At 48.6% G+C, this 12,693-nt stretch carries 11 protein-coding genes and 1 CRISPR repeat array; of the genes, 1 reads left to right on the top strand and 10 read right to left on the bottom strand.

Annotated elements, in window-relative coordinates; all coding sequences use genetic code 11:
* Positions 1 to 800: DNA recombination protein RmuC (rmuC, locus tag LBF86_03555; GenBank protein ID MDR0664579.1), on the bottom strand; the 800-nt coding region annotated here is incomplete at its 3' end.
* A 259-nt stretch (positions 801 to 1,059) separates the two neighbouring features.
* Here rmuC and ribD point away from each other — a divergent pair.
* Positions 1,060 to 2,067: a bifunctional diaminohydroxyphosphoribosylaminopyrimidine deaminase/5-amino-6-(5-phosphoribosylamino)uracil reductase RibD gene (ribD, locus tag LBF86_03550; GenBank protein ID MDR0664578.1), complete on the top strand. Its 1,008-nt coding sequence runs from the start codon at positions 1,060 to 1,062 to the stop codon at positions 2,065 to 2,067.
* Between the two features lie 375 nt (positions 2,068 to 2,442).
* On the opposite strand, the gene cas2 is transcribed toward ribD, so the two are convergent.
* The 9 genes from cas2 to LBF86_03505 all read right to left on the bottom strand — a co-directional run bounded on the left by cas2 (position 2,443) and on the right by LBF86_03505 (position 12,252).
* Complete coding sequence (cas2, locus tag LBF86_03545; protein MDR0664577.1) at positions 2,443 to 2,733, bottom strand: CRISPR-associated endonuclease Cas2; 291 nt, start codon at positions 2,731 to 2,733, stop codon at positions 2,443 to 2,445.
* 2 nt (positions 2,734 to 2,735) lie between these two features.
* Positions 2,736 to 3,767 carry a type I-C CRISPR-associated endonuclease Cas1c gene (gene cas1c, locus LBF86_03540; protein ID MDR0664576.1) on the bottom strand — a complete coding sequence of 344 codons (1,032 nt, stop codon included), beginning with the start codon at positions 3,765 to 3,767 and terminating at the stop codon, positions 2,736 to 2,738.
* Position 3,768: 1 nt separating this feature from the next.
* Positions 3,769 to 4,416, bottom strand: coding sequence for a CRISPR-associated protein Cas4 (gene cas4, locus LBF86_03535; GenBank protein MDR0664575.1), 648 nt, complete (start codon positions 4,414 to 4,416; stop codon positions 3,769 to 3,771).
* Positions 4,416 to 5,294, bottom strand: a complete 879-nt coding sequence (gene cas7c, locus LBF86_03530; protein ID MDR0664574.1) for a type I-C CRISPR-associated protein Cas7/Csd2 — start codon at positions 5,292 to 5,294, stop codon at positions 4,416 to 4,418. Before cas7c ends, cas4 begins: the two co-directional genes overlap by 1 nt.
* Complete coding sequence (cas8c, locus tag LBF86_03525; GenBank protein MDR0664573.1) at positions 5,291 to 7,018, bottom strand: type I-C CRISPR-associated protein Cas8c/Csd1; 1,728 nt, start codon at positions 7,016 to 7,018, stop codon at positions 5,291 to 5,293. Before cas8c ends, cas7c begins: the two co-directional genes overlap by 4 nt.
* A complete protein-coding gene (gene cas5c, locus LBF86_03520; protein ID MDR0664572.1) occupies positions 7,015 to 7,680 on the bottom strand; it encodes a type I-C CRISPR-associated protein Cas5c in 666 nt (221 codons plus the stop codon). Before cas5c ends, cas8c begins: the two co-directional genes overlap by 4 nt.
* A 1-nt stretch (position 7,681) precedes the next feature.
* Positions 7,682 to 9,919 (bottom strand): CRISPR-associated helicase Cas3', encoded by a 2,238-nt coding sequence (gene cas3 / locus LBF86_03515; protein MDR0664571.1) that lies wholly within the window; start codon positions 9,917 to 9,919, stop codon positions 7,682 to 7,684.
* A 576-nt stretch (positions 9,920 to 10,495) separates the two neighbouring features.
* Positions 10,496 to 11,824, bottom strand: coding sequence for an adenylosuccinate lyase (gene purB / locus LBF86_03510; protein MDR0664570.1), 1,329 nt, complete (start codon positions 11,822 to 11,824; stop codon positions 10,496 to 10,498).
* 26 nt (positions 11,825 to 11,850) lie between these two features.
* Positions 11,851 to 12,252, bottom strand: coding sequence for a DUF4870 domain-containing protein (locus LBF86_03505; protein ID MDR0664569.1), 402 nt, complete (start codon positions 12,250 to 12,252; stop codon positions 11,851 to 11,853).
* A 92-nt stretch (positions 12,253 to 12,344) separates the two neighbouring features.
* Positions 12,345 to 12,574: direct repeats of the CRISPR family, unit length 32 nt; unit sequence GTTTCAATCCACGCGCTCGCAAGGAGCGCGAC.
* Between the last annotated feature and the right edge of the window lie 119 nt (positions 12,575 to 12,693).

Here is a 12,693-nt window from a genome sequence, read left to right as displayed (position 1 = left end):
AAACCGTCGATCGTCTCTTTGTCCACGTTTTGCTCAAAGGCGTCCGTTAGCCGCTGATAATCCTCGATCGGAAACTTTGAATCGATCGGCAGTAAGACGTTCATATCGTTTTCGCTCTTAGCGGGCAGTTTGATCGCGAAATCGACCCGTTCGCCGCTTTTGATCGCATACTGCTCGTAATACTGCTCTTTCGAGAATATCTGATCTAAGATCGCGCTTAATTGCGCCTCGCCAAACGTTCCGCGCGTTTTTACGTTTGTCAGCGCGTTTTTCAGCCCGCCTACGTCCTGCGCCAGCTTCTGCATTTCGCCAAGCCCCAAATGCACCTTCTCAAGCCGTTCGCTGATCAGATTGAAAGACTCGCTAAAGCGCTTTCCGATCGACTCTTGCAACTTCTCATCGACGATCTTTCGCATTTCGTCTAGTTTTTTGGCGTTTTCCTCGCGCAGATTGGTTAGCTGTTTTTCTATGGCGGCGCGAATATCTTTCAGGTTTTCCTCGCTGATTTTACGCAAATTATCTTGCGCGGCGGCAAACGAATCGAAGCGCTCCTTCTGAAACTCGCCTAGCGCGTTGATTGTTTTGGCGATACGCTCGGCGAAGCGATCTAGGTTTTCGGTCTGTTCCGCTCTAGCGGCTCTCGCCTCCAGCGTTTGCGCGCTTTCAAGCCTGTTTAACTGCGCTAAGATCGTTGGATCGACCGCGATATTTTTGCGCGTTATCAGCGCGATCGCGGCGATCAGATTAAGCGCGCCAATTATGGCGAGCGTTAGGAGTAGGTAGTCGACAGATAAACTCATATCGTTTTTTACCCGTTTCGCCCTTAACTCGCGTTTTACGCGATTTCGGGCAAAAGCGGCAAAATGCGATCGCGTAGAAAATCAAGTTGAGCGCGCAAAGTCAAACGGCGCTAGTATAACGTCGGAACGCCACGTCGCCGCTAGGCGCGTTTTCTATTGCAAAGGCTTGCTTCGCGCGCTTTTGACGGCGGGAGTTTTGGGCAAAATCGCGTTCAAAGGCGCGGCGGCGTAATCGCCAAACATCGTTGAAAGGTTTATCGTGCTAGACGAGTTTTATATGCGCCTCGCGTTAAACGAAGCGTGGAAATATCAAATATTAACCTATCCTAATCCGCCCGTAGGCGCGGCGCTTTTGGATCGCTTTGATCGGCTGATCGCCGTCGCCGCGCACAAAAAGGCGGGCGAACCGCACGCGGAGGTAAACGCCTTTTTCGACGGCTTTTGCGAACTGTGCCGGGACGAATCAAAAATCGCTAAGTTGCGCGCGCTAAAAACAAGCGAGGCAATCTGCGATTTTTTGCGTAAAAATCACGACGGGCTTTTTAGCGACACGACGCTTTTCGTTACGCTTGAGCCGTGCGCTCGATCGGGCAAAACCCCCGCGTGCGCGCCGCTAATTGCCGATCTGGGCGTAAAAAAGGCGGTGATCGGTTGCGACGATCCCAATCCAAAAATGGCGGGCGGCGGCGCGTATCTGCTTGAGCGCGGCGTAACCGTCGTTCGCGGCGCGCGCGAAAAAGAGTGCGAGGCGCTCCTGGAACCGTTTAAAATTTGGCTTCGCCGCGCCTTTATCCTATTCAAGTGGGCGCAACGGCTAAACGGCTCGATCAACGACGGAAAAATCAGCTCCGATCCCGCCCTTAGAGAGACGCACGCGATACGAGGCGTATGCGATTTGCTCGCGATCGGCGGCGCTACCGTCCGCGCCGACCGCCCCGTTCTTGACGCTAGACGCGCCAACGCGAAAGCGCCAAACGTTCTAATTGTTTCGCGGCGCGACGATTTTGACAAAACCGTCCCGATTTTTAGCGTCCCCGATCGGAGCGTGTCAATCGCGCGCGAAATAAACCTTGATCGCGGGCTGGTTTTGGTCGAGGGCGGCGGCGGATTGCTGAACTATCTAGCCGATCGAATCGACTGGCTGCTGTGCTATGAGAGTTTGGCGCTAAGCGGCGGCAATCTATCGATAGCTTTTGATCGCGACCTAGAGCTTTTGCGCGGCGATACAATCGGCGATAATATAAAGCTCTGGCTAAAAATCAAATAAACGTTTGGCGCGGACGCTTAAAGTTAACCGACCAAGCTCCCGTTTCTTATCCGTTTTGAGGAGTTGCCGACCGGCGTTGGAGGAAAATTTAAAACCTTTAGCGGTTTTTCGCGATCAACTTCCTTGCTTCGGAATACGCCCTCGCTTAGGGTTTTATAGCGCGCAAAAAGTTAGCGCCGATCGCGGTTTGGAAGATCGTGTTGAAACTCGTTTTTTGAACGGTAAAATAAAGCAGATTCGTCGCGCCTCTTCAAACGCGTCTTGAACCAAATGCAAGTCAAGATCAATAAAGCCGCAAACATACATAACTTGTCTCCTTCCTCAACAAACCTTAAACAACGCGATCGCAAAAAGATTAAACGACTCTTAGTATATTTAGATAATAAGCGGCGCGTCAATATCAATCGATGGTTTAGCGCCTATATGCTCGATTCGGTTTTTGCAGTTAGCTCCGAGATAGTAGTAACGCAGGCTATCGCTTTTATGATCGATAATTTTTTCCAGCGCGCTCTTTAGTTTGACCCACTGAGCGGGTTCAAGCGCGCACTCGAATACGGAAAACTGAACTCTTTGCCCGTAATTAGCGCAGGCTTTGGAGATTCTGCGAAGCCGTTTTGCGCCGCCCTCCGTCGATATGGCGACGTCGTATGTGATCAACACCGTCATATCTATCTCCAGAAAAACGGCGGATAGCCGTCTATATCGCCTCTGATATGACGCGCAAGCAGATTCGCCTGAATGAAAAAGAGTTGTCCGATCTTTACCTTTTCATCTATATACGGGTGAAATATCTCCTCTTGTTTGCGGTTTTGATATTCGGTCAGAATCGTTTTACGACCGCTATCGCTTATGGTAACCGCGCCGCTCGCGCTTTTAGCGAATTCTTTTTTAGCGATCTGTCGTCTGTTAATCAAAGAGAGAACCAAGCGATCGGCTATTACCGATCTAAACTCCTCCATCATATCTAAGGCAAGCGAATGTCTGCCCGATCGATCGCGATGGAGAAAACCAACCTGCGGATCAAGACCGACGCTTTCAAGTGCCGATCGCAGATCGTGGGATAAAATCACATATGCGAAAGACAGCGTCGCGTTTACGTTATCTAGCGGCGGACGGCGATTGCGCCCGTTAAAAACGAAATCCTCTTTCTGTTCCAATATCAGTTGATCGAATACGGCGAAGTATTCATAGGAGCCTTCGCCTTCGTATCCTCTTACTTCGTCTAAATCTTTCGCGTCCGAGAGGGTCTTGATAAGCCGTTTAATCTTGTTTGCCGCGTCTTTCAATAGATTTACGTTAATTTTAGCGCCGTGATCGCGAATAGCCCTGTGGATAACGGCGAGCGAATTAGAGAGTTTAGCTTTTACTATGTTTATCGCTATGCTTAGCGACGAGTCCGCATCGTCCGCTTTGCGATAGTGTTCGCGGCGAAGCAAAACGTTGCCGCTTACCGCGCCGCGCGCGGAGGCTAGGAAAGCGCCTCGTTCGCTCAAAAAAGATATAGCGACGCTTCGTTCCGCGCAAAAACCCATAAGAAACGGCGAACACATAACGTTTCCAAAACAGACGATCGAGCTTATCGTATGAATAGGCAGTTGCAGTTTCTTTTCCCCGCCGACCTCTACGACTACGGTTTCGCCCTCCTTGCGAAGATAAGCTCCTTGAGAGCTTACATAGAGCGTGTTTAATAGTTTGCGCACGTTAAGATTCTAGGGTTTTTGCCGTCTGATAGCGCATATAACGATTGACCGATTTTGCCGCGTATTTAGGCATGCAAAAATCAATTAACGAACAGCGATCGCATTTTTTCTTGTCGTATATGGCGATCGGGGTTTTTCGCGAAATGTTAATCGCCCTGATTTTATCGATCAGAGCGATTGTTCTCGCGCGAAGGCTATCGTCTATATTCGCGCCTACTCGTCGGCGTTCTTGAAGATAGTAGAACTCGCCCGCGTCGATTGGCAGATTGAACGTCTCTTCAAGGCAAAGCGCTTGAGCGCAAAGCTGAACGCGATCGACGTCGTTTGCTTTCTTGCGTCCGCGCTTGAACTCTACGGGATTGACGCGGACTGGTTGTTTGGTTTTGGGATCCAGCCATATTTCGACAAGATCGCATTTGCCTACCAATCCTAATTTTGGCGAACGCGCCGACATATCGTATTCCTGTCTGAACAACCGACGCGATTCTTTATGTTCGGTATGAACTCGCTCGTGCAATACTCTGCCCTCCGCCGTAAAGCGGTTCTCCTCCCATATCTGTTCTAGGTGGATGAGGGCGTATTGACGTTCGCAAAACATTGCGTGTTGCAAAGCGGAGATCAAAATTGGATCGGCTTCGCTTTCGCGCATTAGGCTTGAACGACGCTCTTAAACTCGTTTAACTCCGATTTATCCAAATATACCGCGTAATCGGTAAAATCGCGCGCGGGTCTATCGTCGCTATTTTTGCGCGTGATCGTTACTCTATTAAATAGATCGTGAGCGGATTTATCGCCCATAATAGAGCTATGCTCAAAAATAATTAAGCGGCGAGCGCACATAAGTCCGCGAGCCGCCGATCGGTCATGATCAAACATATACTGTAAAGCCTCCCAAAAAAGCTCTAAGTCCTCTTGCGAAAAGCCGGTTTGATTTGCCAACGGCGCGGATATAAAACCATGCGCGCGATATAAACCATACGGTATTGTGTGTTTGCGTCCCATAGTTCGATTATCGCCGCTCTGTTTTTCCGCCTCTTCTTTAGTCGCCACCGCCATACGAGTAATGCTGTGTTCGGATGCGACGACGGGTTCTACGGAACGCGCGAAAGTTAATTGCGCCGGTCCTCGAACCTGTCCGCAATTTATTCCCGTTGACATTACCGCGCCAAAAGTTCTTACGTCGTAAAAATTCTGACACATCCATTTTTTCGCCTCTTCGGTTTTATCGCCGCCCTTTCGCTTGCCGCTATCGGCGCTTAAATCAACGCCTAGAGCTTTATACGCCCGTTCGTTTTGATCGTTTAAGATCGCTTTTTCTTTAACATATATATCAAAGCCCTTTTGCGGTTCTGTTCTAGTAAGCTCGACATAGTTGCGCACTTTGCGTTTTAAGCATACGTCGGTAACTAAACCGTTACCTGTCTCCGCATCTATGCGAGGCAAATTGCCAGCGTCGGGATCGCCGTTTGGGTTGCCGTCTTTTACGTCGAAAAGATAGACAAAATCGTAACGTTTTTGCAAATTCATGAATCGCTCCTTTTGTTGTTTTCTTCGTTTTTTGGCTTAAAGAAATCTTGCCGTTGGTGGTAATATCCAATAGCGAATCTTCCCTGCTCGTCTAAGGTTAGCCTAGACGGAAAAGCGAAAAAATGCCCCGCTATCTCGCCTATGAGACGCTCTAAATTAACCGCTCTTCCCTTGTTGTCCATCTTTGATAGATGATGGTTTTTTAACCTCATTAGGGTTGGGAACACCAACGATGGCGAACCGCAAGCGGCGCCATAATAGCGATCTCGGATAGTTGAGTTAATGTCTCGCATCGCCTCCTCTTGTATTTTATCTAGCGTCGCAAAGAGGCGACCTAATTGATAGCCGATTGACTGCTGGTTTGGATCGAGAGCCACCTTTAAAACCTCCTTTGTGTTGTGATTTGCCCTATTTAAGCACGCTTTAATCAAAGCGGCGCGAACCGGCTTGACGCGGTAATCCGCGTCGCTTTTTACGCGACGCAACGCGGCTTGCAATAGCGACGCTGGATATGGTTTGCCGTCTAGGATAGAACACATAAAATCCCCCGCGATATTAGGGGGTATATTTTGGCTTTTATCCTGAATTGCTATATTTACTAGAAGCCGCCATAAAGAGTAGTATTTAGGTTCGCTTTCCGGTTTTACAATCTCTAAATCCTCAAAATGTTTTTTGATATTTGTCGCGAACTGAGCCACAGTCCCTTGTCTCCAAAAACGCACTGAAATACGAGCGGCGTTTGGAGAGAGACCAAGCATGAAAAATCGCTCGTCGCCCGTATCTTCCACATACGCTCCGTTATTTACGGAGCTAAACAGTTCCGCGATACGGCGCGTTCCAGCGTCTGGATCATCCTTTGGCGGCTCGGCAAAATAGTATGACAAGTTTTCTTCAAAACGAGTTTTTCTATCCGACCAGAACACCGTTGAGGCGTCCGCGATCTGCATTCGCTGCTTGGAATCGCGATCCAAAAGCATATTAAGCCCCGTCGTGTAGGCAAACATAGCTTTCTTGCCGATTGGAGCGTTAAACCCTTGCTTTTTGCCATACGAACAGAAAGCGTCAAGATTAAACGAAACAATGTTCGATCCGGAAGTTTGAGCGCCCCATACGCCCTTAATAGCGGTATGTAGCGCGCTGATTTGGTCTTGTTTGCCCGTTACGAGGCATAATCCGTTAGCGTCCGTCGTATCGGCTTGCGTCGATAACGCCCTTATTACCTCGTCGCTTCGGCAGTATAGTTGAAGCTCGCCGTTAAAACGAAAACTAACGTTTGGGTTACTCTTCGCTATATCCGCATATTGCGGCGTTTGTTTCAAAGCGTCAAGTCCGCATTCCGACAAAAACTTAAGCAAAGCCGATTTTTTTGCCGAATCGGGAATTCTTTCTATTATTTTTTTAATAAAAAAATCATTTTTTTGCTTACGGGCTTCGTCTTCGGATTGTTCCGCTTTGGGAATGCCTAGCGCGTAATTAGCCGTATCCCAAAGCAAATTTGCTTTGGGTCCAGAAGTTTTTTTAACGCCTTGCGGAACCAAAAAAACTTTGCCGCGCTTTTTTGCCCCGTCGCCCTCTTTCGTATCTTCAATCTGCACAAGAGAACCGTTATCGTTAAGCACAACGATAAAAGGAATCTCCTTCCACTCCCAACCTTCGGGGGCGACTTTGCCGTCGGGATCGGCGGCTTTTCTGTCGTAATACTCTTTCAGCGCCTGCAATATCATGATTTTATCTCCAGCGTTTGCCTATCCGTATTAATCGCGTTATTTTTAAGACGCGCGTGAAAAAATTCCGGCGTTGGGTTGGACGGGTTGGCATAATTCATATCGTATAGCATCCAACCTAAATCGCGATCGGGATTTATCGTTTCCGTTATCGGCGCGACGTCTCCTTCAACCAAACGAAAATAGCAGGCAAACTCTCTGCATCCTAAATACGGTCGGTGAAAACATTGCCCTTTTCTTGCCCGCCGTTCAAACATCGCGGCGTATTTTGCCTCGCTTTCGTCGGCGTTATCCGCCTCTGTTTTTGTTTGCGTTTGTTTGCGTTTTTCCGGCGGAATAAAGTCAAATCGCCCGTGAATGCGGTATCGAACGTCTTTAAGAAAAAGTCCCGCTCTCTGCTGTCGATGATCTTCAATAAAAATGCCCGTCGGAGCGGTTGCGATTTTCCCCACCTCGTTACGACGCGCGCTTACCCATTGTATAGGATTTAACACCTCAATTTTCGTAATTTGCCAACTAATCGCCGGCTTCCACAAAATCGCGTCAAAGATCGCTCTGGCGGCGGAAGGAGTCATAACGTCGTAACTTACCCGTTCAACCTTCATCTCCGGTCTGGTAAAACAAGCGTAATCGCCCCATACCTCGATGCGCCAATTGTTCATTCTAACTCCCTACCATATAATCAGACGGATCGTTGGACGCTTCGTCGATAAGCAAGCCTACGTTCTTATCGTATTTGACGTCGTTATTTAGAGCGAAAACGCCCGGAATAACCTCTTCCAAAGAGCCTTGAACTTCTAACGCGGCGAATTGATTATTGTAGATCGTAATAGCGTATCGTTGCAATTTGCGTAGCGTCTTTATCTCAAAACCTTTATCCGATACCTTTGCCCTCTTTAACGAGTCGATCAGTTCGCCTCCTTCTCCGTAACGAACCAGTATTGTTTTATGTTTCGCGTCGTCGATTATCTTAAACGCTTCGGCGGCGCTTCTAAACTGTATCTCGCATTTATCGTCTGGTTTTAGTAGTTTCATAATGTCATTTTTGTCTAACGAGTTTATTTTCCAATACAGATTGGCAAAATAAGCGGCAAAAAGGCTCTGATCGATCGGATCGGTTTTGCCTGTCATAACTGATTCGGCGCTCTCGCTCGCTTTTCTAAGTATGCCTGCGGGAGCTTTTCGAACGCCGTTAAAAATCACCACCTTTCCCAACTTGCCCTCTTCGTTAAGTTTTCCTTCTCGATTACACCGTCCCGCGGCTTGCGCTATGGAATCAAGACCCGCTTTGGCGCGATACACCGTAGTAAAGTCTATATCGACGCCCGCCTCGATAAGTTGAGTGCTTATAACTCTTATTGTCTCTCGTTTAGCTAACTTTTCTTTAATCTCGGCGATTATACGGCTTCGGTGTTCGGCGCACATAAGCGCGGATAGATGATAAGTTCCCGCAGGCATAGCCGCGTGTAATTCGCGGCAACTTTTACGATCGGAAACTATACATAAAACCTGATCGTAAAGCGCTAATTCGGCGGCGAGATCATTCCAGTCGTTTGTGGAATCGTCTCTAATCTCTACCTTAACCCGCTCTAAATTTTTGTATAGACTTGGCGCGTCTTGTATTATCTCTCTGATCGAACCTTTCTGCAAACCGGGAAATTCGGGAAAATCGTCGCGGCGCTCAAACGCCGGTTGAGTGGCGGTGCAGATCACAAAAGTAACCTTATAGCGCTCTACTAGTAGTTGCATTGTCGCTAGAATCGGTTCCAAAAACTCTGACGGAACTAACTGCGCCTCGTCGAGAATCACTACGCTATTGGCAATATTATGCAGTTTTCGACAACGGCTTGTTTTGGACGCAAAGAGAGATTCAAAAAACTGAACGTTGGTCGTGACGATTATTGGCGCGTCCCAATTCTCGGTCGCGAGTCTAGATTTAACGGACGAATCTTCGTCATCAAGATTTGCGTGGTGTTCTACGATCTCGTCTGGACCGAAAATATCGCGGAATACTTTGGCGTTTTGCTCGATAATGCTCGTATAGGGAATAACGTAAATGATTCGCTTTTTACCGAATTTATTCGCGTGGCGCAACGCGAACGCCATACTAGAAAGCGTTTTGCCGCCGCCCGTTGGGACGGTTAGCGAAAAGAAACCTGGTTGCATATCCGCCGCCGCTAAACAATCCGATAAAACTTGTTGTCTTGCCTGATAGACGCGATCGCTCGAGCATACGCTCTCTTTTTTCGTTTTTGCGTCCATATAAATATCAAACTTGCTTATCAATTCGGTTATTGGAAGGTATTTGTTGCGTATCGCGCTTTTATCCGGATTCATATACTCTTCCGTATTTAAGCGATCCGCGTCGATCAGACAAGAAAACAGCATACGAATCCACAGGGAGAGATCGAGTCCTTTCAAAGCAAAACGCCACGGCGGTTTTACGGAACGCATAGAAGGCGCCGCGTTCTTAAATTCGCTCGCTATTTTTTCTGTATCTGTATGTTGTAGCTGAAACGCCAACGAGCTTTGCGAGCCGCCAAAATCGGGCAAACCCGTATGATGACCCGCAATAGCGTAAGATAAAAACCTACCTGGCAACACGCCGAAAAGCTCTTCGGCAAGCTTTGCGCCCGCTCCGGAGTGTTTAACCTTGCCAAGAATGGCTTCAGAAGAAGCCTCCTCGTCATAGCCGCTTTTAGACCTAAGGTAGTTTTGCCATTCGGGCGCGCCCTTTCCTGCGTCGTGCATCATACCAAGCGCGTAAGCCCATTCGGAAGAATCAAAATCTTCGGCGAACTTTGCGGCTAGCTCCGCCGTCTTTTGTAGGTGTTCGCTCAACAACTGCGGCTCGTCCCATTCGTCATTTTCCAACCGCTTAACATGGGCTATGTAATCCACATGGCTCTCCTAAACTTTATTACAGATAAAATGAATTATACAGGCATAAAGCTAAATTTGCAAAACTACTTTTCTTCTATATTGATGGCAAAAACTATTGAACCGGCGGCTTAAGAGCGTAATCTCCGCCCCTATTAGCCGCCCTGCAACAAAAACGAGAAGCGTTCTTGTTTTACAGAAAAAATGTTTCAATCCTCATACCGAAGAACAATATGGCATACCGACGGCGCTTGACGTCGGTTCTTAATTGTAGCGCTTGTTTTGCCATACACTAGGCGCTACAAGTTAAATCCATTAAACTAGCCCTTCTTAAGCGTTTTTATCGTTTCTAAGCGGCGCTAATCCAATTTATCGCGTTGGTTTGCACGCTTGGGTTATTCCCCAAAGGAAGCGCGTTTCATTTACGCCGTCTCGCCCCGCGCGCCTGTAGGGGACGGAAGCGGCAAGCTCGACAGCGAGAGTTTTATGGCGCGACTTTAGAGGGAGGCGACGCGAGAATCGCGCGGTTTCAAGACGCGCTCTAATCGCGACAATAACCGCGGTAATCAAAGCGCGAAGTTCGACATAGTCTTTTGGCTATTCAAAGACCCGCTTAAAAATAGCGTCGATATTGCGCAAATAGTAGCCGTAATCAAAACATTCGCGTATTTTCGCCTCGCCGATCGCCGAAACAAGTTCGCCCTCTTGCAGCAGATATTGTAGATACAGCGATTCGCCGCGCTCGTTCTTAGCCGCTTTTCCTTCTTGCAACGCTTTCCAAACTTTCATCGCGTTTCGTTGCGCGATCGCGTAAGCCGCCTCGCGCGAAAGCCCCGCTTTGGGCAATTCAAGCAATACGCGCTGACTAAACGCCAGCCCGCCCGTAAGTTCTAGGTTTTTCATCATATTTTGCGGATAGATCAGCAATTTCGAGATAACGCCCGTGAAACGCCGCAACATAAAGTCGATCGTGATAAAGCTATCGGCAAGCCAAAAGCGCTCGGCGGAGCTGTGCGAAATATCCCGCTCGTGCCACAACGCCACGCTCTCCATAGCGGGGATCGCGAACGAGCGGACGATGCGCGCTAAACCGCAGACGTTTTCGCTTAACACGGGATTACGCTTGTGTGGCATGGCGCTGCTGCCTTTCTGCCCTTCGCTGAAATACTCTTCTGCTTCATACACCTCCGTGCGCTGCCAATGGCGAACTTGAAGAGCGAATTTTTCGATCGAGCTTGCGAGCAAAGCGAGCGCGCAGGCAAGACGCGCGTAGCGATCGCGCTGAATGATCTGGTTAGAAACGCGCGCGCATTCGAGGTCCAAAAATCCGCACGCAAGCTCTTCAAACTCGATTGGCGCGTGCGCGAAGCTCCCCATCGCGCCGCTGAACTTGCCGACGGCGACCACTTTCAGCGTTTGCCTTAGATTTTCAATATGGCGGCGCAACTCCTCATACCAGATCGCGAGCGTCAATCCGAATGCGATCGGTTCGCCGTGAACGCCGTGGCTTCGCCCGATCGTTAGCGTCGATTTATGTTCGATCGCGCGCGTTTTGATCGCCTTCGCCAAAGCCTCCGCGTCCTTGATAACGATTTTAAGCGAATCGCGCATAAGCAATGCGTTAGCCGTGTCGATCGTATCGGAGCTGGTCATCGCGTAATGCACAAAACGACTTTCCTCGCCCAGACTCTCCGAAATGCTTGTCAAAAAGGCGATCACGTCGTGTTTGGTCGTCTTTTCGATCTCGTCGATACGCGCTACGTTAAACTTCGCGTTGGCGCATATCTTTTCGCAATCGCCGTCGCTAATCAGCCCTAGTTTATTCCAAGCGCGAACGCCCGCCTTTTCCGCTTCCAGCCACGCGGCGTATTTCGCCTCCGCGCTCCAAAGCCGTTTCATCTCGTCCGCGGCGTATCTTTCCACCATTTTAATCGTCCATTTTTTTGACGCTATTATATCCGACGGCGGACAAGACTATGTATTGGATTTTTTAGATAGGAACGCCGCGCGGTATGCCGTTTGGGTGGCGGAAGCGTTATTTTAACGGCAAACGCAAAGAAAGATGAGCGATATTCCTTCCGTTTTTTTACGGCGATTATGGCAATAACGCAGAATACGACGTTGTAGATACCCGCCAGAGCCAGGCCAATCGCGGCAAAAATTACGCCCGATACCGCGTCGGCTACGAAGGCGATTATGACCTTAAACTGAAAGTTTATAGCTTTCTTAGCTTGATTGACGATAAACGTCTTGCTCGGCTTATCCGTTGAAACTTCGGAAACAGGATTGTCGCTCGCGAAACCCTCTTTGCCGTAAATTATGCTTGGCGATACAAAATCTTGGTCGTTCGCCAAACATTGACGGAGACTATACGGAAACAACTTCAAAAAAACGACGAAACCGCCTCCTACATCAGCGCCGCGAGGAGAGGGGCGAAAGTATCGCTATTTCAATCCACGCGCTCGCAAAGAGCGCGACACATTTCCCACGTTTCAATATTGACCCAGCAAGGGTTTCAATCCACGCGCTCGCAAGGAGCGCGACGAGCGAGCGCCTATGCGTAAGTATAAAGAGTTAAGTTTCAATCCACGCGCTCGCAAGGAGCGCGACATCGAAGCAAGTGGCAAAAAGGAGACAAAACAATGTTTCAATCCACGCGCTCGCAAGGAGCGCGACGGCAAGAATTTTATCGTTCTGCTCATAAGTGTTTGTAAGCAACAAAACGCGAAACAATAGAAATTACGACATAGTTTCAGTAAAATAATCGCCAAATTCCTAACAAACGCCGATAAAAC

The sequence above is a fragment of the Helicobacteraceae bacterium genome (assembly GCA_031258155.1).
Taxonomy (GTDB): domain Bacteria; phylum Campylobacterota; class Campylobacteria; order Campylobacterales; family SZUA-545; genus JAIRNH01.
This window is presented reverse-complemented; position numbering and strand designations above follow the sequence as displayed.

Excerpts from the sequence above, each read along its gene's own strand:
- cas8c (MDR0664573.1), bottom strand. The coding sequence starts at position 7,018 with ATGATATTGCAGGCGCTGAAAGAGTATTACGACAGAAAAGCCGCCGAT.
- purB (MDR0664570.1), bottom strand. The coding sequence starts at position 11,824 with ATGGTGGAAAGATACGCCGCGGACGAGATGAAACGGCTTTGGAGCGCG.
- cas4 (MDR0664575.1), bottom strand. The coding sequence starts at position 4,416 with ATGCGCGAAAGCGAAGCCGATCCAATTTTGATCTCCGCTTTGCAACAC.
- cas5c (MDR0664572.1), bottom strand. The coding sequence starts at position 7,680 with ATGAACAATTGGCGCATCGAGGTATGGGGCGATTACGCTTGTTTTACC.
- cas7c (MDR0664574.1), bottom strand. The coding sequence starts at position 5,294 with ATGAATTTGCAAAAACGTTACGATTTTGTCTATCTTTTCGACGTAAAA.
- cas2 (MDR0664577.1), bottom strand. The coding sequence starts at position 2,733 with ATGACGGTGTTGATCACATACGACGTCGCCATATCGACGGAGGGCGGC.